Raw genomic sequence first — 19015 nt, 5'->3', positions numbered from 1 at the left:
CGGGCTGCGCTGTAGGTCAATCTCCTGTATGCGGGCCTGCCGGCTGCCCGCCAGCGCGTCCCGGGCCTTGGCAAGCGGTTTCATGGCGATAGGATGGACCGAACCCCATTTAGCGGCCCCCTGCGCCATGACAGACACAGCGACCGACACAGCGAACCACAGCCCCGCCACACCAGCACCCCACCGCCCAGCCCGCCGCCGCTGGCTGCGCGCCCTTTTGTGGACGGTGTCGGCCCTGGTGCTGCTGCTCGCCGCGGTTGTGGTCCTGATTGCCACCTTCGACTGGAACCGGGCCAAGCCCTGGGTCAACGAGCGCGTCAGCGAAAGCACCGGCCGCCACTTCGCCATTGAAGGTGACCTGCGCCTGCGCTGGACCTGGCCCCAGCCCCTGGACCAGGGCTGGCGTCATTGGGTCCCGGGCGTGACCATCGAGGCCGAGCAACTGGCCCTGGGCCAGCCCGAAGGCTGGCAGGTTGAGCAGGAGCCGGCCAAGAGCAGTGCCGAGCTGCCCGCCCTGCCTGCGCCGCCCGACCAGTTGAACAAGGGCCGCCTGCCCGAGGAGAAAGCCAAGGAACAGCCCAAGGGAAAGGCGAAGGACAAGGATGAAGGCAAGGACAAGGACTCGCAGGCCAGCCCTTCCGCGCCCAAGATCGACAGCGACAGCATCGTCCTGGCCGACGAGAAAATGGTCCCACCCCCGCGCGACGCCGACACCATGGCCACGGCCGCGCGCGCCACGGCCAGCCTGCGGCTGTGGCCGCTGCTGGGCCGTCATGTACTGCTGGACCATCTGCAACTGGAAGGCCCTGACCTGGTCTTTGCCCGGCGCAAGGATGGCAGCAACAACTGGACCTTCAAGCGCCCCGAGCACACAGGGCCGCGCTGGCGTTTTCAGGTAGCGCAATTGAGCCTGCGCGGCGGCCTGGTGGGCTGGAGCGATGGCGTGCGCCAGATGGCGGTGCGCGCACGTCTGGACAGCCTTGCGCAGCCGCCCAGTCCAGACTTTCCGTATGGCATGCGCTTCGGCCTGACTGGCCGCATCGCCAAGGCCACGGTCGAGGCCCAGGGCCTCATCGGCCCCGTGCTTGACCTGCAAAGCGAACAGGCACGCTTTCCCGTGAAGCTGTGGGCCCATGCGGGCAGCCTGCGCGCCCGGGCCGAGGGCATTCTCGACAATCCCAGGGCGCTCAAGGGCATGGACCTGCAGGTGCGCCTGCGCGGCTCCAGCATGGCCGACCTGTTCCCGCTGACGGGTCTGCTGCTGCCGCGCACACCGCCTTTCGACACCAATGGCCATCTGGTCGGCAGCCTGGAGCCGGGGCGCGCCGTCTGGGACTACGAGGAATTCGATGGCCGCGTGGGCCAGAGCGATCTGCGCGGCACGCTGCACTACGCATCGGGCAAGCCGCGCCCCAAGCTCAGCGGCGATCTGGCCTCGCGCAAGCTGCGCCTGGCCGACCTGGGGCCGGTGGTGGGAGCACCGTCCACCAAGCAGGGCCAAAAGACCCGGCAGGCGGCCAGCGGCAAGGCCCTGCCCACGCAGCGCTTTGACACCAGCAAGTGGAATGCCATGGACATGGATGTGCGCTTCAAGAGCGACCGCATCGAGCGCCCCCAGGCCCTGCCCATCGAGGACTTCAGCGTGCATGCCGTCATGGACAACGGCGTGCTGCGCCTGTCCCCGCTGCGCTTCGGCATGGCCAAGGGCCGGCTGGACATCGAGGCCGTGGTGGACAGCGGCGCCAAGCCGCCCAAGGCCAGCCTCCAGGGCAAGGTGCAGGGGCTGCAGCTGTCGGCCCTGTTCCCCGAGATCGAACTGATGAAGAAAAGCCTGGGCAGCATGGATGGCGCGCTGGGCCTGGAGGGCCGGGGCCAGTCCATTGCCGAATGGCTGGGCACCAGCTCGGGCGACATCCGCCTGTATGTGCGCGATGGCCGCTTCAGCAAGCAGCTCCTGGACCTGGCCGCGCTGAACCTGGGCAGCGTCATCGTCACCAAGCTGTTCGGCGCCGACAAGGAAGTGCAGCTCAACTGCGCCGTTGCCGACCTGACCGTGAAGCAGGGCATTGCGCGCACCCGCAACGTCAAGCTGGCCACGCCCGAGGCCATCATCGAGGCCACCGGACAGATCAGCCTGGCGCAGGAGACCATGGACCTGCGCATCGTGCCCGAGTCGCTGAAGTGGAAGTTCTTCTCTCTGCGCACGCCCCTGTATGTGCGCGGCAGCTTCGCCAACCCCAAGGTGGGCGTGGAGCCCGGCCCGCTGCTGCTGCGCGCGGGCGCGGCCGTGGCCGCCGCCGTGGTGGCGCCAGCGGCCCTGGCGCTGGTGCCGCTGACGGTGCCGGCCGCCGAGGAAGATGCGCAATGCCAGCGCCTGCTGGCAGAAAGCAGCAAGAAGTAAACGCGTGGCCCGGATGCGCGGCAAGCGCCGCGCTGCATTGGCGCAAAAAGGCTAGCAAACCCGGTGGCAATGTGACGAAATAGCGCCGCAGCACACAGGCATCGAGACGCGGCGCCGGCAGGTCAAGAGCCTCGCCAACGCACTCGCAGACGATGCGCAGGCAGCGGGCGCCCTGGCGGCAGCGCCAGCGCGCCGGCCCCGACGGCCCGTGTGCAGGAACGCCCTGCCAGAGCACCCCTTCGCTGTAGCGATCCATGCATTGCGTATTTCCCCTTAGCCCCTGTGACGGCGCAAGCCGTTGATTTCGCTTAACCTTGACGTTCGCTTTTCTCCTGTGCCAAGTCCTTTCCCCATGTCCTCCAAAGTCCAGTTCCGCCTGCGCGTATACAACGACAGCACCATTGCCATCGGTCCCGGCAAGGTGCAGTTGCTCGAAGCCATTGCCGAGGCGGGCTCCATCTCGGCTGCAGCGCGATCGCTGGGCATGTCCTACCGGCGCGCCTGGGTGCTGGTCGACGAGATGAACCGCGCGCTGCAGACGCCGGCCGTCAACACCAGCGCCGGCGGCGCCCATGGCGGCGGCGCCTCGCTCACCTCCACGGGCGAAGCCATCGTCAGGCATTACCGCTCCATAGAGACCACGGCGCGCATGGCGGCGGCGGCCGATATCGCCGCGCTGACACGCCTGCTCAATCCCCAGGGAACGAGTGCATGAGCGCGGCCGGCTCCACGGCGCAGGCCGTCGCCTGCCGCCCCATCGGCCATGTGCGCAGCCGCTTCACCGACCCGGTGGGCATGCCCATACAGACGGCGGGCGCGGCCGACGAGGCCGGCCGCGTGGAGCTGCTGCCAGAGTTCGAGGCCGGGCTGCGCGACATCGAAGGCTTTGACTACCTGATCCTCATCACCCACCTGCACCAGGCCGTGGAAAAGCTGGAAGTCGTGCCCTTCATGGACGACAGCAGCCACGGCGTGTTCGCCACGCGCGCCCCGGCGCGGCCCAACCGGCTGGGCCTGTCCATCGTGCGCCTGGTGCGGCGCGAAGGACTGCTGCTGCATTTCCTGGGCAACGACATGCTCGACGGCACGCCCGTGCTCGATATCAAGCCCTACGTGCCCAGGCTGGATGTGCGCCAGACCGAGCGCATAGGCTGGTTCGGCAAGCGTATCGACCAGATGCCCGACATCCGCGCGGACGGCCGCATGGCCTGAGCCTGCTTCGGCAGCAACGGCAACAGCCCTCAGTGGAAATTGCGGCTTGCCACGCCGGCGCCGCCCAGGCGGCCCAGCCAGCGGCTCATGTCGCGGGCGCGGTGCACGATGAGATGGCGCACGGCGGGCACCTCCTGGCTGGCCTGCTCTGCAGGCGCTGGCTCGCCGGGGTCCTTGCCGCCGCCCCAATCCGAGCTGCTTTGCCAGATGCCCTCCACCGCCAGCAGCCGCGCGCCCAGCAAGGGCTCGCCCCAGCGCGTGACGGTATCGGGCCAGACCACCAGGTTGACCGTGCCCGTCTCGTCCTCCAGCGTGATGAAGAGAGTGCCCTTGGCCGTGGGCGGGCGCTGGCGCACGGTGACTATGCCGCAGGCCCGCACGCGCATGCCCGCCAGCGTGTCGCGCAGCTCCAGCGCCGTGCGCAGTCCGTGGCGGCGCAGGCGGTCACGCAGCAGGGCCAGCGGATGGCGGCGCAGGCTCAGGCCCGTGGCCGCGTAGTCGAACAGGATTTCCTCGCCCTCGGGCGCGGCGGCCAGTTGCACGGGCGCCTCATGCACGGGCACACCCGCGAACAGCGGCGGCTGCACCTGCAGGGCCGCCGCATCCCACATCTGCTGGCGGCGGTGGCCTGACAGGCCCTGCAGCGCATCGGCCGCCGCAAGGGCCTGCAGCTCGGCGCACTGCAGCCGGGCGCGCAGGGCCAGGTCCTCGGTGCTCCTGAACGGCGCCTGCGCGCGGACCTGCGCCACGCGCTCGCCCGAAGTCTTTGGCAACTGCGCCACCATGCACAGCCCCAGGCGCACGGCCGGCTGCGGCAGCTCGACGCCGGCAATGCGCTCGTGCGGCGCCTCCAGCGTGCAATCCCAGTCGCTGTGGCGCACATCGACGGGCAGCACGCGCACGCCGTGGCGGCGCGCGTCCTGGATCAGCTGCGAGGGGGTGTAGAAACCCATGGGCTGGGCATTGAGCAAGGCCATCAGAAAACAGGCCGGCTCATGGCGCTTGAGCCAGGCGCTGGCATAGGCCAGCATGGCAAAGCTGTAGGCATGGCTTTCTGGGAAGCCGTATTCGCCAAAGCCCAGCATCTGGCGGAAGATGGCCTGGGCAAATTCGGCGCTGTAGCCGTTGGCCAGCATGCCGTCTATCAATGGGCGCTCGAAGCGGTGCACGCCGCCCTTGCGCCGCCAGGCCGCCATGGAGCGGCGCAGCTCGTCGGCATCGCCCGCCGAGAAACCCGCCGCAATCATGGCGATCTGCATCACCTGCTCCTGGAAGATGGGCACGCCCAGCGTGCGCTTGAGCGCCTTCGCGAGCGCGGGCTTTTCCAGGACCAGCTCGCCACCCTGCCGCCGACGCTCGCGCGCCTGCAGATAGGGATGGACCATGCCGCCCTGTATGGGGCCGGGCCGCACGATGGCGACCTCGACCACCAGGTCGTAGAACACGCGCGGCCGCAGCCGGGGCAGCATGCTCATCTGCGCCCGGCTCTCGATCTGGAAGGTGCCCACGGTGTCGGCGCGGCAGATCATGTCGTAGGTGGCGGCGTCCTCCTTGGGAATGTCGGCCAGCTCCCAGCGCGGCCCGCGCAGCGCGGCGCGTGCCTTCAGGCTGCCGCGCAGCACGGTGAGCATGCCCAGGGCCAGCACATCGACCTTGAGCAGATTCATGGTGTCCAGATCGTCCTTGTCCCACTGGATGACCGAGCGGCCCTGCATGGCGGCCGGCTCCACGGGCACCAGCCGCGTCAGCGGCCCGTCGGTCAGCACAAAGCCGCCCACGTGCTGGCTCAGGTGGCGCGGGCTGTCGCGCAGCTGCAAGGCCAGCTCCAGCCACAGCCGCGCACGCTGGGGCGACAGTTGCGGGCAGTCGTCGCCCAGCCGCTCGCGCAGCCGGGCCAGGCGCAGCAGCTTGGAGCGCACCCAGCCCAGGGCGGGGTCATCGGGTTCGGGCTCCGGCTCGGCCGCCTGGTCCTCGGCATCGCTGAACCAGTGGTGCTGCCGGGCCATGGCGTCGATCAGCGCCGCATCCACGCCCAGGGCCTTGCCCGCGTCGCGCAGTGCGCCACGCGTGCGCCAGCAGCTGACCACGGCCGTCAGCGCCGCACGGTCACGGCCGTATTTTTCGTAGATGTACTGGATGACGGTCTCGCGCCGCGCGTGCTCGAAGTCCACGTCGATATCTGGGGGCTCGCTGCGCTCGCGGCTGATGAAGCGCGCGATCAACAGCGCCTGCAGGGTGGGATCGACGGCCGTGATGCCCAGGCAGAAGCAGACCACCGAGTTCGCGGCCGAACCCCGGCCCTGGCACAGGATGTCCTGACTGCGAGCGAATCGCACGATGTCGTGCACGGTGAGGAAGTACATCTCGTAGCCGCACATGGAGATCAGCTTCAACTCGTTGTGCAATTGCTTGCGCACCTTCTTGGGAATGCCTTGCGGATAGCGCCCCGCCGCTCCCTGCCAGGTATGCCAGGCCAGGGTCTGGCGCGCGTCCATGCCGGGCAGCACGGTTTCCTGCGGATAGTGGTAGCGGATCTCACTGAGCTTGAAATCGCAGCGCGCGGCAATCTGCAAGGTTGCATCCAGCATGGCGCGCGGATAGATGCCGCCCAGCCGCAAGCGCGAGCGCAGATGCCGCTCGGCATTGGGGTGCAGCTCGAAGCCGCACTCGGCCACCGTGCAGCCCAGGCGCAGCGCCGTCACCAGGTCCTGCAGCGGCTTGCGCGAGCGCGCATGCATGTGCACGTCGCCGCAGGCCACGCAGGACAGGCCCAGCAACCCTGCCACGTCCTGCAGGCTTTGCAGCCACAGGCTGTCGTCGGGCGCCAGCAGCAGCTCCACGCCCAGCCAGCAGCCCGGCCCCAGCTGCGCCACGGCGGCCTGCACGGCCTCGGCCATGGCGGGCACATCGCCGGGCAACAGCTGCGCACGCTGCGGCACAACGATGCATTCGCAGCCTTCACGCAGCAGATGCCAGGGGCTGTCGGCATCGACCAGGTACCGGCCCTTTTCGGCACGGGCGCGCGCCGCGCTGATGAATTCGCAGAGGTTGCCCCAGCCGTTCAGATCGCGCGCCAGCGCCACCACGCGCAGCGGGCCCCAGGCGAATTCGCTGCCATGTATCAGGGCCATCTCGCAGTCGCGTGCAGCCTCGAAGGCGCGCACGGCGCCGGCCACCGAGCATTCGTCGGTCAGGGCCAGCGCCTGGTAGCCCAGAGCCTTGGCGCGCTGCACCAGTTGGGCGGGCGAAGAGGCGCCGCGCAGAAAGCTGAAGTTCGACAGGCAGTGCAGCTCCGCATAGCCGGGCAGGCCCGGGCCCGATGCCATGCCGGACACCGGCCCGGTGGCCTGGGGCGGGGGCTGCAGCCGCTGCAGCTGCGGGGGCGGCGGCTCCAGCAGGATGTCCTGTTCAGCCATAGATGCCTTGCGCAAACCAGGCGGCGGGCGACAGCAGGGCCGGCATGCCTGGCAGCCGCTCCGATGCAGGCGTGCGCTCGCGGTAGATCCAGACATGGCCGACAGCCGCGTTGCTGGCCACGAAATAGTCACGCACGGCCAGCGCCGCATCGGCCTGCGGCTCTCCCCACCAGCCGGCCTCCAGCCGATAGGGGCCGGCCAGCAATTGCAGCGGCCCCTGCCAGCAAGGGCGGCTGCCCTGCAGGAGCAGCGGCTGGGGCGGATCGAGCAGCCAGGGCGGCAGCAGGCCCTGCCAGGGGTTGGCCGCCTTGCGCGCGTGCGCGGGCCGCCGCGTTGCCTGCGGGGTCTGCAGGGCCTCGCAGGCCGGGGTCCAGCGCTGCATGGCCTCGGGCCGGTGGTCCGATTGCAGCTGCGCCACCCGCACGCCCTGCGCACCACGGCGGGCCGAGACGCGCTCCACCCATTCATGCCAGGCCATGCCGCTGGCCGCGTCTGCCCCATCTGTCGCGCCTGCCGCCTCGCCCAGCGGCGCCGGGCCGGGCGCGGCCGGTGGCAGGCAACTGCCGGCATCGGCCGCGAAAGGCGCGGTGTCCAGCGCCACCAGCTCCAGCATGTCCGCAGGCGCGCGCCAGGGCGTGCGGGCCAGGCGTTCGCGCAGCAGGCGCTCCATGTGCTCCAGCGCCTGGGCGGGCCGGGCCGTGCGGATGTCCAGCGCTTCCCAGGCCGGCAATTCCGTGCCGTCCACGCGCCGCAGATCGTGGTGCCAGCGCAGTTGCAGGCCCAGCACGCCCTGGTGGCGGGCCTGCAGCCAGGCCTGCAGCGCACGCAGCAGGGGCCGGGCGGCCTGCAGCAGGGCCTGGGCGTCGCTGGCCGGATAGCCCAGGTCGGCGCGCAATGCAAAGTGCTCGGGCAGCTCCAGCCAGTCCAGCGCATGGGGGCTGCTGCCATAGGCCTGGTCCAGCGCCAACAGCGCCGGCAGCCCGATGCGCCGCGCCAGGCCCGCGCGCGGCAGGGCGCGCAGCTCGCCCCAGCGGCGGCAGCCCATGCGCTCCAGGGCCGGCGCATGCGGCTCCAGTGCGGGCAGTGTCCAGATGGGCAGTGCGTCGGCAGGCGGCCAGGGCTGGCGCGAATCCGCGCCCTGCATGCGCCAGCGCAGACGCGCCAGCGCCTGCCATGCCGTGGCGCCCCGGGCCCAGAACGGCATCCGGGGGCCGCCCGCCTGGCCGTCCTCGGGCTGCTGTTCGCGCAGCGCGCGCAGCAGGCCCAGCAGCATGGCCTGGCGACCGCCCCACAGGCGCTCCACGCTGCCCACCTCCATCAACGCCACGGCCTGCCCTGCCCCGTACCAGAGAGCCACGCGCGGCGTCCAGCGCAGGGCCCACCAGGCCTGCTGCGCGCAGGCACTGCCTTCGCCATCACTGTCGCCGTTGCCCTGGCCATCGCCCTGCGCGGCATGCAGCGGCCAGGCAATCCAGTGCAGTGCTTGATTCGGCTGTGCCATGGCATCTCACCCCAGGGTGTGCGCTGCCGCCTGCAGGGCGGGCGCCTCGGCGGGCAGCAGTTGCCCGTGGCCATGAAGCCAGCGCTGCGCCTCGTCCGCCTGCCGGGTGCGCCGCTGGGCCTGGGCCTGCAGCACGTCCTGCCAGGCCCAGTGGTGCAGCGGCAGCTTCAAGGGATGCTCCAGCGCAGGCCCCCGGCGCTTGAGCAACTGCACGCGCAGGCAGGCTGGCGTGCCGCCTTCGCCCGGCTCCCCCAACTCTGTCTCCACGCGCAGCCGCAGCGGCGCGGGCGAGGCCACCGTCTGCAGGGCGGCCGAGGCCTCGCGCCACAGCCACAGAATGCGCCCCTGCGCAGCGGCCGCCCATTGCAGCCGGCGCAGCGTGGCCATGGGCAGACCGGCTGGCAGCCAGGCCAGCACGGCCAGCACGTCGCGGCAGCGCAGTGCCTGCTCACAGACCCAGGCCAGCCCTGCCCCATCGCCTGCCGGGTGGGCGCCGGGGTGGGCACCGGGGTGGGTATCGGCCTCCACGCAGCACAGCCGGTGCGCCGCCACGCCCGCCGCTTCCAGCCCCGGTGCAAAAGGCCTGCAAGGCGGCGCCACCAGCACCACCTGGCCCGCGCTGCGCTGCATCAGGGCCGCCAGGCCCGGCAGCAGCAGCGGCCACTCGGCATGGCCATGGGCGGGTTGCAGCAGCTCGACCATGGCGCCCAGCGGCCACCCCCCGCCCGGCAATTGCGCATCCAGCAGCGCATGGCCCGAAGGCTGGACCCGCTGCTGCAGCGCCTGCTGCCAGCCATCGCCACGCCACACGCCCTGCAACTGAGGCAGCACACGCGCCGCGCCCGCCATGGGGGCGGGCTGCGCAGGTTGGGAGGCGTGGGGCGTGGTCATGGGGGAAATCTCAAATACTGTATGAATATACAGCATTCTTGATTTCCGAGAGATCCACGGATGTAAAAAAGCCGGGCAAGCCCGGCTGTCTCAGTGCGCTGGCGCTCTCGCTGCGCCACCCGCTGGGGGTGTGGCGTCGATCTGCATGCAGGCTTCGCACCATTGCGCGACCGCTGTGTCCACGGCGTGGGTGCGGGCGTTGATGGCGGGCCAGCGGCGCAGGCAGGCGTTGACGATGGCCTGAAGTTGCCACAGCGCCTCGCGGCTGAGCAGGGCCAGCTCGCTCATGCCCTGCACATCGTCCTTGAGGTAGGCCAGCAGGTCGGTTTGCTGGCTGGGATGCAGGCCGGCCTCGGCCAGCTGCTTTTGCAGGCCGCCGATGCTGGAGTCGATGTAGACGGCCGCCTGGTGGTCGGGCATGGCCTGCCAGCGCTCGGGGAAGGCCTGGCTGAACGTGTCCCACATCTGGAAGGCGGCCGACAGGGCGGCCACGCTGTGCGTGACCTCGGCCTGCAGCGGCGGCAGCGGCGTGCCCGGCGAGATCTCGTCGTACAGCAGCGGCAGCAGGATGCCGACCAGATCGGCCGGATAGCGGCGGTGGTTCATGCGCAGCATCAGCGACAGGCGCTGGCCGGGCAGGTCCTGGAATTTGTCGAAGAAGGCCGAGACCACCTCGGCCAGCAACAGGATACGGCCCATTTTGGAGATGGCTTCGCCATGCACGCCGCGCGGATAGCCCGTGCCGTCCATGCGCTCGTGGTGCTCGAGCACGGCCATTTCCACGTCCTGCGAATACGCGCCCGCGCCCCGCATGATGAGCATGCCCGTGACCGAGTGCGCCACCAGGTGCTTGCGCTCGGCGCCCGTGAGCCGGTAGTTGGGGTCGGTCCAGGCCGGGTCCATGTAGAGCATGCCCACGTCGTGCAGCAGGGCCGCCGTGGCCAGCGGGCCGCATTCACGCTCGCTCCATTCGCTTTGCAGCGCCAGGTAGATGGCCACCAGCATCATCTGCAGGCTGTGGGCGAACAGCTCGGGCCGCTGCTCGCGCATGACCGTGAGCTTGAAGGCGATCTGCGGCGGCAGCACCATCAGGCGCAGCGGTGCCAGCAGCCGGTCCGTGCCGCCCAGCGACTGCACCAGGCGGCGCATCAGGTCCACGGTTTCGCACTGCACCATGGCCTGGGCCTCGATGGCCAGCACGTCCACGCGGTTGTCCACGCCCAGGTGCTTGTCGATGGGGTCGCGCAGCTTGTGCTTGACCAGGCGCTCGTACATGTTGCCGTCGATGCGCGCACCCTTGTCCACGAGCTTGACGCCCTTGTCGTTGAAGATGGGCTCGCCGGTGACCACGTTGCAATGCTCGGCCATGTCGGTGACGGCGCGCAGGAAATGCACGCCCTCGTCCTTCCATCCCTGCGCTGTCGGTGGATTGCGCACGGCCGCGACATCCGTCATAGAGGCTCCCATTGGCTCGAAATCTGAAATATAAGCAAAAGAGCCCGCGCAAGGCGGGCTCTCGTTGCGCAGGCCTGCCAAGGCAGGCCGTGCACGGCAACATCAGCGAATCAGCGTCACGCCGGTCTTGGACTGGATGTCCTCGAAGCTCACTTCGGGGGCCAGTTCCACGAGCTTCAAGCCCTGCGGCGTCACGTCCATCACTCCCAGGTCGGTGATGATACGGTCCACCACGCCCACGCCGGTCAAAGGCAGGGTGCAGGCGGGAAGAATTTTGAGGTCGGTCGTGCCGTCCTTCTTCTTTGCCACATGTTCCATGAGCACGATGACGCGCTTGACGCCCGCCACCAGGTCCATGGCGCCGCCCATGCCCTTGACCATCTTGCCGGGAATCATCCAGTTGGCCAGGTCGCCCTTCTCGGACACCTGCATGGCGCCCAGGATGGACAGGTTGATCTTGCCGCCGCGGATCATGGCGAACGACTGGTCGCTGCCGAAGATGGACGAGCCGGCAATCGTCGTCACGGTCTGCTTGCCGGCGTTGATCAGGTCGGCGTCCACGGCATCCTCGGTCGGGAAGGGGCCGATGCCCAGCATGCCGTTCTCGGACTGCAGCCACACTTCCTTGTCACCCGTGTGGTTGGCCACCAGGGTGGGAATGCCGATGCCCAGGTTGACGTAGAAGCCGTCTTCGAGTTCTTGGGCCGCGCGGGCGGCCATCTGGTCTTGGGTCCACGGCATGGTCAGGCTCCTTGTTTTTCTGTGATGGTGCGCTTTTCGATGCGCTTTTCGGGGTTCGGGTTGTGCACGATGCGGTGCACGTAGATGCCGGGCAGGTGGATGTCGTCCGGTGCGATCTCGCCGACCTCGACCACCTCCTCCACTTCCACGATGCAGACCTTGCCGGCCGTGGCGGCGGCAGGGTTGAAGTTGCGCGCCGTCAGGCGGAACTGCAGGTTGCCGCTCTTGTCGGCACGGTGGGCCTTGACCAGGGAGACATCGGGCACGAGCGAGCGCTCCATCACATAGGTCTCGCCGTCGAATTCGCGCAGCTCCTTGCCCTCGGCCACCATGGTGCCCACGCCGGTCTTGGTGAAGAAGGCGGGAATGCCGGCGCCGCCGGCACGCAGCTTCTCGGCCAGCGTGCCCTGGGGCGTGAATTCCAGCTCCAGCTCGCCGGCCAGGTACTGGCGCTCGAACTCCTTGTTCTCGCCCACATACGACGAGATCATCTTCTTGATCTGGCGCGTCTCCAGCAGCTTGCCGAGGCCAAAGCCGTCCACGCCCGCGTTGTTGGAAATCACCGTCAGGCCCTTGACGCCGCTGTCACGCAGCGCGTCGATCAGGGCCTCGGGAATGCCGCACAGGCCGAAGCCGCCCACAGCCAGCAATTGCCCGTCGGCCACGACGCCCTGGAGCGCCTGCTCCGCGGAGGGGTAGAGCTTTTTCACACATGTCTCCTTCAGATTGGATGCGCTACGATACTACGTACTTGCATAGGTAGTTTTTCGTAAAGATTTGCCCATGGATATAGATTACCGGCTGGCGTTCGAAGCCGCCCCCGTCGGCCTCGTGATCTCGCGCAATCGCACCATGATCGACTGCAACCGCCAGGTCTGCGAGATGTTCGAGGCCTCGCGCGAGGTGCTGATCGGCCAGACCTTCCAGATCCTCTACCCCAGTGCCGACGAGTACGAGCGGCTGGGCGCGCGCATCGCGCCCATTCTCAACGCCCGGGGTTTCTACTCGGACAACCGCATCATGAAGCGCGCCAACGGCGAAACGTTCTGGTGCCATGTCACGGGCCGCACGCTGGATCGCAGCGACCCGCATGCATCGGGCATCTGGAGCTTCGAGGACCTCAGCGCCCACCGTCCCGTCAAGGCCGAGCTCACGGGGCGCGAGCGCGAGGTGGCCGCCCGCCTGCTGGAAGGCCTGACCTCCAAGGAAATCGGCCGCGCCCTGGCCATCAGCCACCGCACGGTGGAGATCTACCGCGCACGGCTGATGCGCAAGTACGGCGCCTCCACGGCCGCCGATCTGGTCCACAAGCTGGTCTCGGGCTGACAGGGCGACGGCCTACACGGGCCGTATCCGCCCGCGCAACACAATGCCTTGGCAAAAAGCATGCCCGGCACGGCACATGCGGGTGGCGGTGAATTTTTTTGGCTATGGCGCAGTTGAGATTTGCCAATCGCCAAAGCCTTGCCGCATCCATAGAACGAAACAACAATAAAAGCAATTCGATAGCACGCAGCTATTGATTTTCCAAGCGCCGCGCTGCCTGCGTGCAAGCCGGCGCCGCTACCACCCCTCGATCAAGGAGAGACCATGACCCACAAGCTCACCACCGCCGCAGGCGCCCCGGTTGCCAACAATCAGGACTCGCTCACGGCCGGCCCGCGTGGCCCGATGCTGCTGCAGGACCTGTGGCATCTGGAAAAAATGGCCCACTTCAACCGCGAAGTGATTCCCGAGCGCCGCATGCACGCCAAGGGCTCGGGCGCCTTCGGCACCTTCACCGTGACGGGTGACATCACGCGCTACACCCGCGCCAAGGTGTTCTCCGACATCGGCAAGCAGACCGAAGTGTTCGCGCGCTTTTCCACCGTGGCCGGCGAGCGCGGCGCGGCAGACGCAGAGCGCGATATCCGCGGCTTCGCCGTCAAGCTCTATACCGAGGAAGGCAACTGGGACCTGGTGGGCAACAACACGCCGGTGTTCTTCTTCCGCGACCCGCTCAAGTTCCCCGACCTGAACAAGGCCGTCAAGCGCGATCCCTACACCAACCTGCGCTCGCCCGAGAACAACTGGGACTTCTGGACCGGCCTGCCCGAGGCGCTGCACCAGATCACCATCGTCATGAGCGACCGGGGCATTCCGCGCGGCTACCGCCACATGCACGGCTTCGGCTCGCACACCTACAGCTTCATCAACGCCAGCAACGAGCGCCACTGGGTCAAGTTCCACTGGGTCTGCCAGCAGGGCATCGAGAACTTCGGCGATGCCGAGGCGGCCTCCGTCGTCGCCTCCGACCGTGAAAGCAGCCAGCGCGACCTGCTCGAAGCCATCGAGCGCGGCGAGTTCCCGCGCTGGAAGCTGTGCGTGCAGATCATGCCCGAGCATGAAGCCGAGACCTACCGCTTCCACCCCTTCGACCTGACCAAGGTCTGGAGCAAGAAGGACTACCCGCTGATCGAAGTGGGCGTGATGGAGCTCAACCGCAACCCGCGCAACTACCACGCCGATGTGGAGCAGGCCTCGTTCACGCCGGCCAACCTGGTGCCGGGCATCGGCCCCTCGCCCGACCGCATGCTGCAGTCGCGCCTGTTCTCGTATGGCGATGCCGCGCGCTACCGCCTGGGTGTGAACCACCACCAGATCCCCGTGAACGCTCCGCGCTGCCCCTACCACGCCTACCACCGCGATGGCGCCATGCGCGTGGACGGCAACTACGGCGGCACCATCGCCTACGAGCCCAACACCAAGGGCGAGTGGCAGGAGCAGCCCGCCTTCGCCGAGCCGCCTCTGGCCCTGCACGGCGCGGCCGACCGCTGGAACTACCGCGAGGACGATGCCGACTACTTCACCCAGCCCGGCGACCTGTTCCGCCTGCTCACGCCCGATGCGCAGCAGCGCCTGTTCGAGAACACGGCGCGCAACATCGCCGGCGTGTCCGAGCACATCGTGCAAAAGCACATAGCGCACTGCACCCAGGCCGACCCCGCCTACGGCAAGGGCGTGGCCGATGCCATTGCCCGCCAGAAGGCCGGCACGCTCTGACCGGCTGACGCCCACGGCAAAACGCCCCCGCATCGCCGGGGGCGTTTTTCATTTCACCATGACTCCAGCACCGAACTTTGCTGGACCACGCCGAAGCCCGATACAGCAGGTTTATCAATAACTTAGGCTAGTTCAACATATGCCGGTGCTTTCCGAAACCTGACCCGACTTCCCTTGCACTGGCCCCTATGAGGCTCCTGGGAATCTGGTCTTTCCGAGGAGTCATCGTGGCAAAACTCAAGCTCACCAAGTCCGCAGTCGATGCGGCGCAACCCCAGGCGCAGGCCGTCGAACTCCGGGACACGTTGGTGCCCGGCTTCCTGTGCAAGATTACACCAGCGGGCCGCAAGGTGTTCATGCTCCAGTACCGCACGAACGCCGGCGAGCGCCGCAAGCCCGCCATGGGCCTGTATGGGGAATTGACCGTCGAGCAGGCACGCTCGCTGGCCCAGGAATGGCTGGCCGAGGTGCGCAAGGGCGGCGACCCCAGCGCCGCCAAGGCCGCCGCCCGCGCAGCCCCCACCGTCAAGGAGCTGTGCGCCACGTTCATAGCGGACTACTCAAAGCAGCGCAACAAGCCCAGCACCCAGCGCGGGTACCAGGCCGTAATCGACCGCTGCATCGTTCCGATGCTGGGCCGCCTGAAGGTGCAGGACGTGAAGCGGCCGGACGTGGCTATGGCGATGAAGAAGATGGCCCATAAGCCGGCTGAGGCCAATCGCGCTTTCAGCGTCATGCGCAAGATGCTCAACCTGGCCGAGGTCTGGGGCCATCGGCCGGATGGCACAAACCCCTGCCGCCACGTCCCGATGTACCCCAACGGCAAGGCCACGCACCTAATCAGCGACGAGGACATGGGCAAGCTGTTCCGGCATCTTGGTCGGATCGAGGCCGAGGGGCTGGAGAACTACGTGATCCCGTTGGCGATCCGCCTGCAATTCGAGTTCGCCGGCCGACGCTCGGAAATCGTCGGCCTGCAATGGGCTTGGGTGGACCTGGAGAACCGCCGCGTGGTGTGGCCCGACAGCAAGACCGGCGGCATGTCCAAGCCCATGAGCGAGGAAGCCCACCGGTTGCTGTCCACTGCGCCGCGCCGGGACGGTTGCAGCCATGTGCTCCCCTCGCCGAGCCATCCGGGACGGCACATCACCACGGGCGAGTATTACGGTGGCTGGAGCCGCGCGCTCAAGGCGGCAGGCGCCGCGCATGTGGGCACGCACGGCATTCGGCACCGCTCGGCCACGGACATCGCCAACTCGGGCATTCCGGTCAAGGTCGGCATGGCGCTGACGGCGCACAAGACCGTTGCGATGTTTATGCGCTATGTCCACACCGAGGACGACCCGGTGCGCCAAGCAGCCGAACTGGTGGCGAAACGGCGCAAGGCCATCACCGGGGCTCGGCAGGCCGAAGGAGTGGCCGCATGACCCCGAAGGCATTGAGCACGCCGCTAGCTGCGCCTTCGGCGCTGCTGGGCGACATCCGGACCCTGATCGAGGCGGCGCGCAAGCGCGCTGCTGCTGCGGTGAACAGCGAGCTGACGATGCTGTACTGGCGCATCGGCCAGCGAATCCGCACACGGGTTCTGGATGGACGACGGGGCGCCTACGGGAAGGAAGTGCTGCCCACGCTGGCGGAGCAACTAGTACAGGACTACGGCAGCAGCTTCTCCGAGCAGAATCTGCGCCGGATGGTGCAGTTCGCCGCAACCTTCCCCGACGAGCGAATTCTCGTATCACTGATACGAGAATTGAGCTGGACCCACTTCATCGCCTTGATGCCGCTGAAAGACCCGCTTCAGCGGGATTACTACGCGCAGATGGCCAGTGCCGAGCGCTGGAGCGTGCGCACGCTGCGTGAGCGCATTGACTCAATGCTGTACGAGCGCACCGCGCTGTCCCAAAAGCCGGACGAGACGATCGCGCAGGAACTGGCGACCCTGCGCGATGCGCAGCGCATGTCGCCGGCGCTGGTCATGCGCGACCCATACATCCTCGACTTCCTGGGCCTGCGAGATACCTGGCATGAAGGCAACCTGGAGGCGGCCATCATCCGCGAAATGAAATCCTTCCTGCTGGAGCTGGGCGCAGGCTTCTCTTTCGTTGCCCGGCAAAGGCGCATTCAAATCGACGATGAGGATTTCCACCTCGATTTGCTGTTCTACAACCGCAAGCTGCGCCGGCTGGTGGCGGTGGAACTGAAGATCGGTGAGTTCAAGGCCCCCTACAAGGGGCAGATGGAGCTGTACCTGCGCTGGCTCGACAAGCACGAACGGGAGCCGGAGGAAGCCTCGCCGCTGGGGATCATCTTGTGCACCGGCAAGAAGTCAGAACAGATCGAACTGCTGGAGCTGGACAAGTCCGGCATCCACGTTGCCGAGTACATCACCACCTTGCAGCCGCGCGCGATGCTGGTCGAACGATTGCACCAGGCGGCCCAGCGCGCGCAATTCCAGGTTCAGCAACACGTGCGGGATTGAGCGACGAAGGCCGCCTGCTTCGGAAGTGTCAGGCGGGGAACAACATCTCAAGGCGTCCCGCCATCCACTCAAACGCATCCCGAGGTGTGTCATGCGCAGGCGGCACTGTCGCGGGGTCAAGAACAGCCTTGAACAGATAGGCCGCATTCTCCAGCCCTGCACTTCGTTCTCCCGCCTCGAAGTGCGCCACGACCTCCCTGAACCGAAGAATGGTCCGGGGATGCGTCGTACCTGGCCCCTTCTTTTCCGATTCGCACACGAACAGCCACGTCAGCGCGACTGCGATCATGAGGATACGGAACTCCCGTTGGAGTCCTTGCCCCGCATTGTCCAGAATCCACTCCGTTGCAAACGCATCTGCCCTGTGTTCCTGGCGCAGGGAAATGCTGCTGGGGACAAACTTCTGGTCGCCGCGGTGAACGTGCCCGATCTCATGCAGGAGTATCCAGCTCAGTGCGCCTAAGTAGACGTTGTTGATCCGCCATTCAACTGAGTCCTCCGACGGCGCGTTGGTTGGCGTTTTCAGGTTGCTTGGCCATGGACGATCGACATGAACTAGTGACCGAGCAAATGCGATGTACTCGCCGAGGTGAAGTGCTGCGAAGTACTGTCCAATGTCTATGCACGCATCCTTGTCATACTCCACAGCACGCTGAAGCCGTGAGGCGAAGTCCATGACATGGAACGCTACGTAGGAGAGACACCACAAGCTCGCTTGCCCAGCGCCGGTGAGGTAGATGGCCTTGTTCTCCGGTATGGCGAAAAACTGTGCGGGCTCATTGCTCCGCTCAATAGCCCATGTGTCCGCACCAACAACCTTGGAGGTCAACTCTGCACCTCGTTCTGGCGCAATGTTGAGGGGCGTCCGTTGGGCAATCTTGAATAGCCACTCCATCGCATCCCATGTTGTGAGGTTTGTCATCGCTGAATCTCCGTCTTCCCTGTAGATGTTGATATTCACTTTGGCTTTGCGCATCGATACGACCCATGGTACTCATCGCCGATGGCCACAAATACTGCGGCGCTGCGATGCTGAGTTAAATTGCTCATTTCAAGGGGGCTGGAATGAACTATGAACTCTTGGAGGATTCAGCGTGGCGCGGTCCTCTCATGCTGGCGATGCAGCGTGCCATCGTGGCCGATTTCAGCTCGACGGATTGGCATGAGCTTGGCTACCTGACGGGGTTCCACGACTACATTCGCGGACACGCCCGGCTGCTGCGAAGTTTGGGATTCGGGGACGAAGACTACGGTGCCTGTGTCTTTCAGGCGCTTGAGCACTTTGCAAACAACGACATCCGGGCACTGGTTGCCGTCGTAGATCACGCCAAGGTTCGCCCGCATCTTGAACGGGAACAAGCAGCCAAGCTCATTGAATTGGGATACCAGGCGGGGAATGTCCCCGCGGTGCTGCCGACTGTGTCTGCCTCCGAGGTTGTGCGTCGCGCGCTGCAAGATGCCGATCACTTGCTTGCCACATCGGGGGCGCCGAGTGCGATTGATCGACTTCACACCGCCATGCACGGATACCTGAAGTCCACTTGCCAGGACTGCGCGATCTCGCTTCCCGAAGGGGCGACGCTCACGCAGGCCTATAAGGCGCTTCGTGCTCATCATCCCGCGTTGCAGTCCTTGGGGGAGCATGACGGTGAGATAGGCAGAGTGCTGGGATCATTTGCATCTGTTCTCGATGCGCTCAATACCCTCCGCAACCATGGAAGCGTCGCCCATCCCAACGAAGACATTGTTGAACGTGCTGAGGGCGAACTGGTGGTCAATGCTGTCCGAACGATTTTTCACTACTTGAGCCAGAAGATGCGCTAGTGAAAGCAGCATGTCAGACCTCTTCGCAAAATTTCTGAACCTTAGGCATGCGT

General features: G+C 67.0%; 15 protein-coding genes. 8 read left to right on the top strand and 7 right to left on the bottom strand.

Annotated elements, in window-relative coordinates:
- The first annotated feature begins 127 nt into the window (after window positions 1-127).
- The 3 genes from ACM14_RS15875 to tsaA all read left to right on the top strand — a co-directional run bounded on the left by ACM14_RS15875 (window position 128) and on the right by tsaA (window position 3613).
- The gene (locus ACM14_RS15875; protein WP_065346675.1) at window positions 128-2401 is read left to right on the top strand and encodes an AsmA family protein; all 2274 of its coding nucleotides are present in this window, start codon (window positions 128-130) and stop codon (window positions 2399-2401) included.
- Window positions 2402-2753: 352 nt separating this feature from the next.
- A complete protein-coding gene (locus ACM14_RS15870) occupies window positions 2754-3116 on the top strand; it encodes a winged helix-turn-helix domain-containing protein (protein ID WP_013802017.1) in 363 nt (120 codons plus the stop codon).
- Window positions 3113-3613, top strand: a complete 501-nt coding sequence (tsaA, locus tag ACM14_RS15865) for a tRNA (N6-threonylcarbamoyladenosine(37)-N6)-methyltransferase TrmO (RefSeq protein WP_065346674.1) — start codon at window positions 3113-3115, stop codon at window positions 3611-3613. Before ACM14_RS15870 ends, tsaA begins: the two co-directional genes overlap by 4 nt.
- 29 nt (window positions 3614-3642) lie before the next feature.
- On the opposite strand, the gene ACM14_RS15860 is transcribed toward tsaA, so the two are convergent.
- From ACM14_RS15860 to ACM14_RS15835, 6 genes are all read right to left on the bottom strand, one after another.
- A complete protein-coding gene (locus ACM14_RS15860) occupies window positions 3643-7029 on the bottom strand; it encodes an error-prone DNA polymerase (RefSeq protein WP_065346673.1) in 3387 nt (1128 codons plus the stop codon).
- Window positions 7022-8530: a DNA polymerase Y family protein gene (locus tag ACM14_RS15855; RefSeq protein ID WP_065346672.1), complete on the bottom strand. Its 1509-nt coding sequence runs from the start codon at window positions 8528-8530 to the stop codon at window positions 7022-7024. The genes ACM14_RS15860 and ACM14_RS15855 overlap by 8 nt, the downstream gene beginning before the upstream one ends.
- A gap of 6 nt (window positions 8531-8536) precedes the next feature.
- Window positions 8537-9421: a translesion DNA synthesis-associated protein ImuA gene (imuA, locus tag ACM14_RS15850; RefSeq protein ID WP_065346671.1), complete on the bottom strand. Its 885-nt coding sequence runs from the start codon at window positions 9419-9421 to the stop codon at window positions 8537-8539.
- A 90-nt stretch (window positions 9422-9511) separates the two neighbouring features.
- Window positions 9512-10876 (bottom strand): HD-GYP domain-containing protein, encoded by a 1365-nt coding sequence (locus ACM14_RS15845; protein ID WP_013802012.1) that lies wholly within the window; start codon window positions 10874-10876, stop codon window positions 9512-9514.
- A 102-nt stretch (window positions 10877-10978) separates the two neighbouring features.
- Window positions 10979-11617 (bottom strand): 3-oxoacid CoA-transferase subunit B, encoded by a 639-nt coding sequence (locus tag ACM14_RS15840; RefSeq protein ID WP_012206068.1) that lies wholly within the window; start codon window positions 11615-11617, stop codon window positions 10979-10981.
- 2 nt (window positions 11618-11619) lie between these two features.
- On the bottom strand, window positions 11620-12327 hold the full coding sequence (locus ACM14_RS15835; protein WP_016446257.1) for a CoA transferase subunit A: 708 nt from the start codon (window positions 12325-12327) through the stop codon (window positions 11620-11622).
- Window positions 12328-12400: 73 nt separating this feature from the next.
- Here ACM14_RS15835 and ACM14_RS15830 point away from each other — a divergent pair, with 73 nt between their 5' ends.
- The 4 genes from ACM14_RS15830 (at window position 12401) to ACM14_RS15815 (ending at window position 17138) form a co-directional block, all read left to right on the top strand.
- The gene (locus tag ACM14_RS15830; RefSeq protein WP_012206070.1) at window positions 12401-12943 is read left to right on the top strand and encodes a PAS and helix-turn-helix domain-containing protein; all 543 of its coding nucleotides are present in this window, start codon (window positions 12401-12403) and stop codon (window positions 12941-12943) included.
- A gap of 264 nt (window positions 12944-13207) precedes the next feature.
- Window positions 13208-14659 carry a catalase gene (locus tag ACM14_RS15825; RefSeq protein WP_047216956.1) on the top strand — a complete coding sequence of 484 codons (1452 nt, stop codon included), beginning with the start codon at window positions 13208-13210 and terminating at the stop codon, window positions 14657-14659.
- A 227-nt stretch (window positions 14660-14886) separates the two neighbouring features.
- Window positions 14887-16086, top strand: coding sequence for a site-specific integrase (locus ACM14_RS15820; RefSeq protein WP_065346670.1), 1200 nt, complete (start codon window positions 14887-14889; stop codon window positions 16084-16086).
- Window positions 16083-17138 carry a YhcG family protein gene (locus ACM14_RS15815; RefSeq protein WP_065346669.1) on the top strand — a complete coding sequence of 352 codons (1056 nt, stop codon included), beginning with the start codon at window positions 16083-16085 and terminating at the stop codon, window positions 17136-17138. Before ACM14_RS15820 ends, ACM14_RS15815 begins: the two co-directional genes overlap by 4 nt.
- Window positions 17139-17166: 28 nt before the next feature.
- Here ACM14_RS15815 and ACM14_RS15810 read toward each other — a convergent pair whose 3' ends face one another.
- Entirely contained in the window at window positions 17167-18099 is a 933-nt protein-coding gene (locus ACM14_RS15810; RefSeq protein ID WP_175403278.1) for a phage exclusion protein Lit family protein, read from the bottom strand.
- Window positions 18100-18203: 104 nt separating this feature from the next.
- Between ACM14_RS15810 and ACM14_RS15805 the strand changes: the two genes are divergently transcribed.
- A complete protein-coding gene (locus ACM14_RS15805) occupies window positions 18204-18962 on the top strand; it encodes an abortive infection family protein (protein WP_065346667.1) in 759 nt (252 codons plus the stop codon).
- Window positions 18963-19015: the final 53 nt, after the last annotated feature.

The organism is Delftia sp. JD2 (assembly GCF_001682645.1).
GTDB lineage: Bacteria > Pseudomonadota > Gammaproteobacteria > Burkholderiales > Burkholderiaceae_C > Comamonas > Comamonas acidovorans.
The sequence above is the reverse complement of the archived record's forward strand: the minus strand, read 5'-3'. Positions and strand labels throughout refer to the sequence as shown.

Excerpts from the sequence above, each read along its gene's own strand:
- tsaA (WP_065346674.1), top strand. The coding sequence starts at position 3,113 with ATGAGCGCGGCCGGCTCCACGGCGCAGGCCGTCGCCTGCCGCCCCATC.
- ACM14_RS15840 (WP_012206068.1), bottom strand. The coding sequence starts at position 11,617 with ATGCCGTGGACCCAAGACCAGATGGCCGCCCGCGCGGCCCAAGAACTC.
- ACM14_RS15830 (WP_012206070.1), top strand. The coding sequence starts at position 12,401 with ATGGATATAGATTACCGGCTGGCGTTCGAAGCCGCCCCCGTCGGCCTC.
- ACM14_RS15825 (WP_047216956.1), top strand. The coding sequence starts at position 13,208 with ATGACCCACAAGCTCACCACCGCCGCAGGCGCCCCGGTTGCCAACAAT.
- ACM14_RS15875 (WP_065346675.1), top strand. The coding sequence starts at position 128 with ATGACAGACACAGCGACCGACACAGCGAACCACAGCCCCGCCACACCA.
- ACM14_RS15845 (WP_013802012.1), bottom strand. The coding sequence starts at position 10,876 with ATGACGGATGTCGCGGCCGTGCGCAATCCACCGACAGCGCAGGGATGG.
- ACM14_RS15870 (WP_013802017.1), top strand. The coding sequence starts at position 2,754 with ATGTCCTCCAAAGTCCAGTTCCGCCTGCGCGTATACAACGACAGCACC.
- ACM14_RS15855 (WP_065346672.1), bottom strand. The coding sequence starts at position 8,530 with ATGGCACAGCCGAATCAAGCACTGCACTGGATTGCCTGGCCGCTGCAT.
- ACM14_RS15805 (WP_065346667.1), top strand. The coding sequence starts at position 18,204 with ATGAACTATGAACTCTTGGAGGATTCAGCGTGGCGCGGTCCTCTCATG.
- ACM14_RS15815 (WP_065346669.1), top strand. The coding sequence starts at position 16,083 with ATGACCCCGAAGGCATTGAGCACGCCGCTAGCTGCGCCTTCGGCGCTG.
- imuA (WP_065346671.1), bottom strand. The coding sequence starts at position 9,421 with ATGACCACGCCCCACGCCTCCCAACCTGCGCAGCCCGCCCCCATGGCG.
- ACM14_RS15860 (WP_065346673.1), bottom strand. The coding sequence starts at position 7,029 with ATGGCTGAACAGGACATCCTGCTGGAGCCGCCGCCCCCGCAGCTGCAG.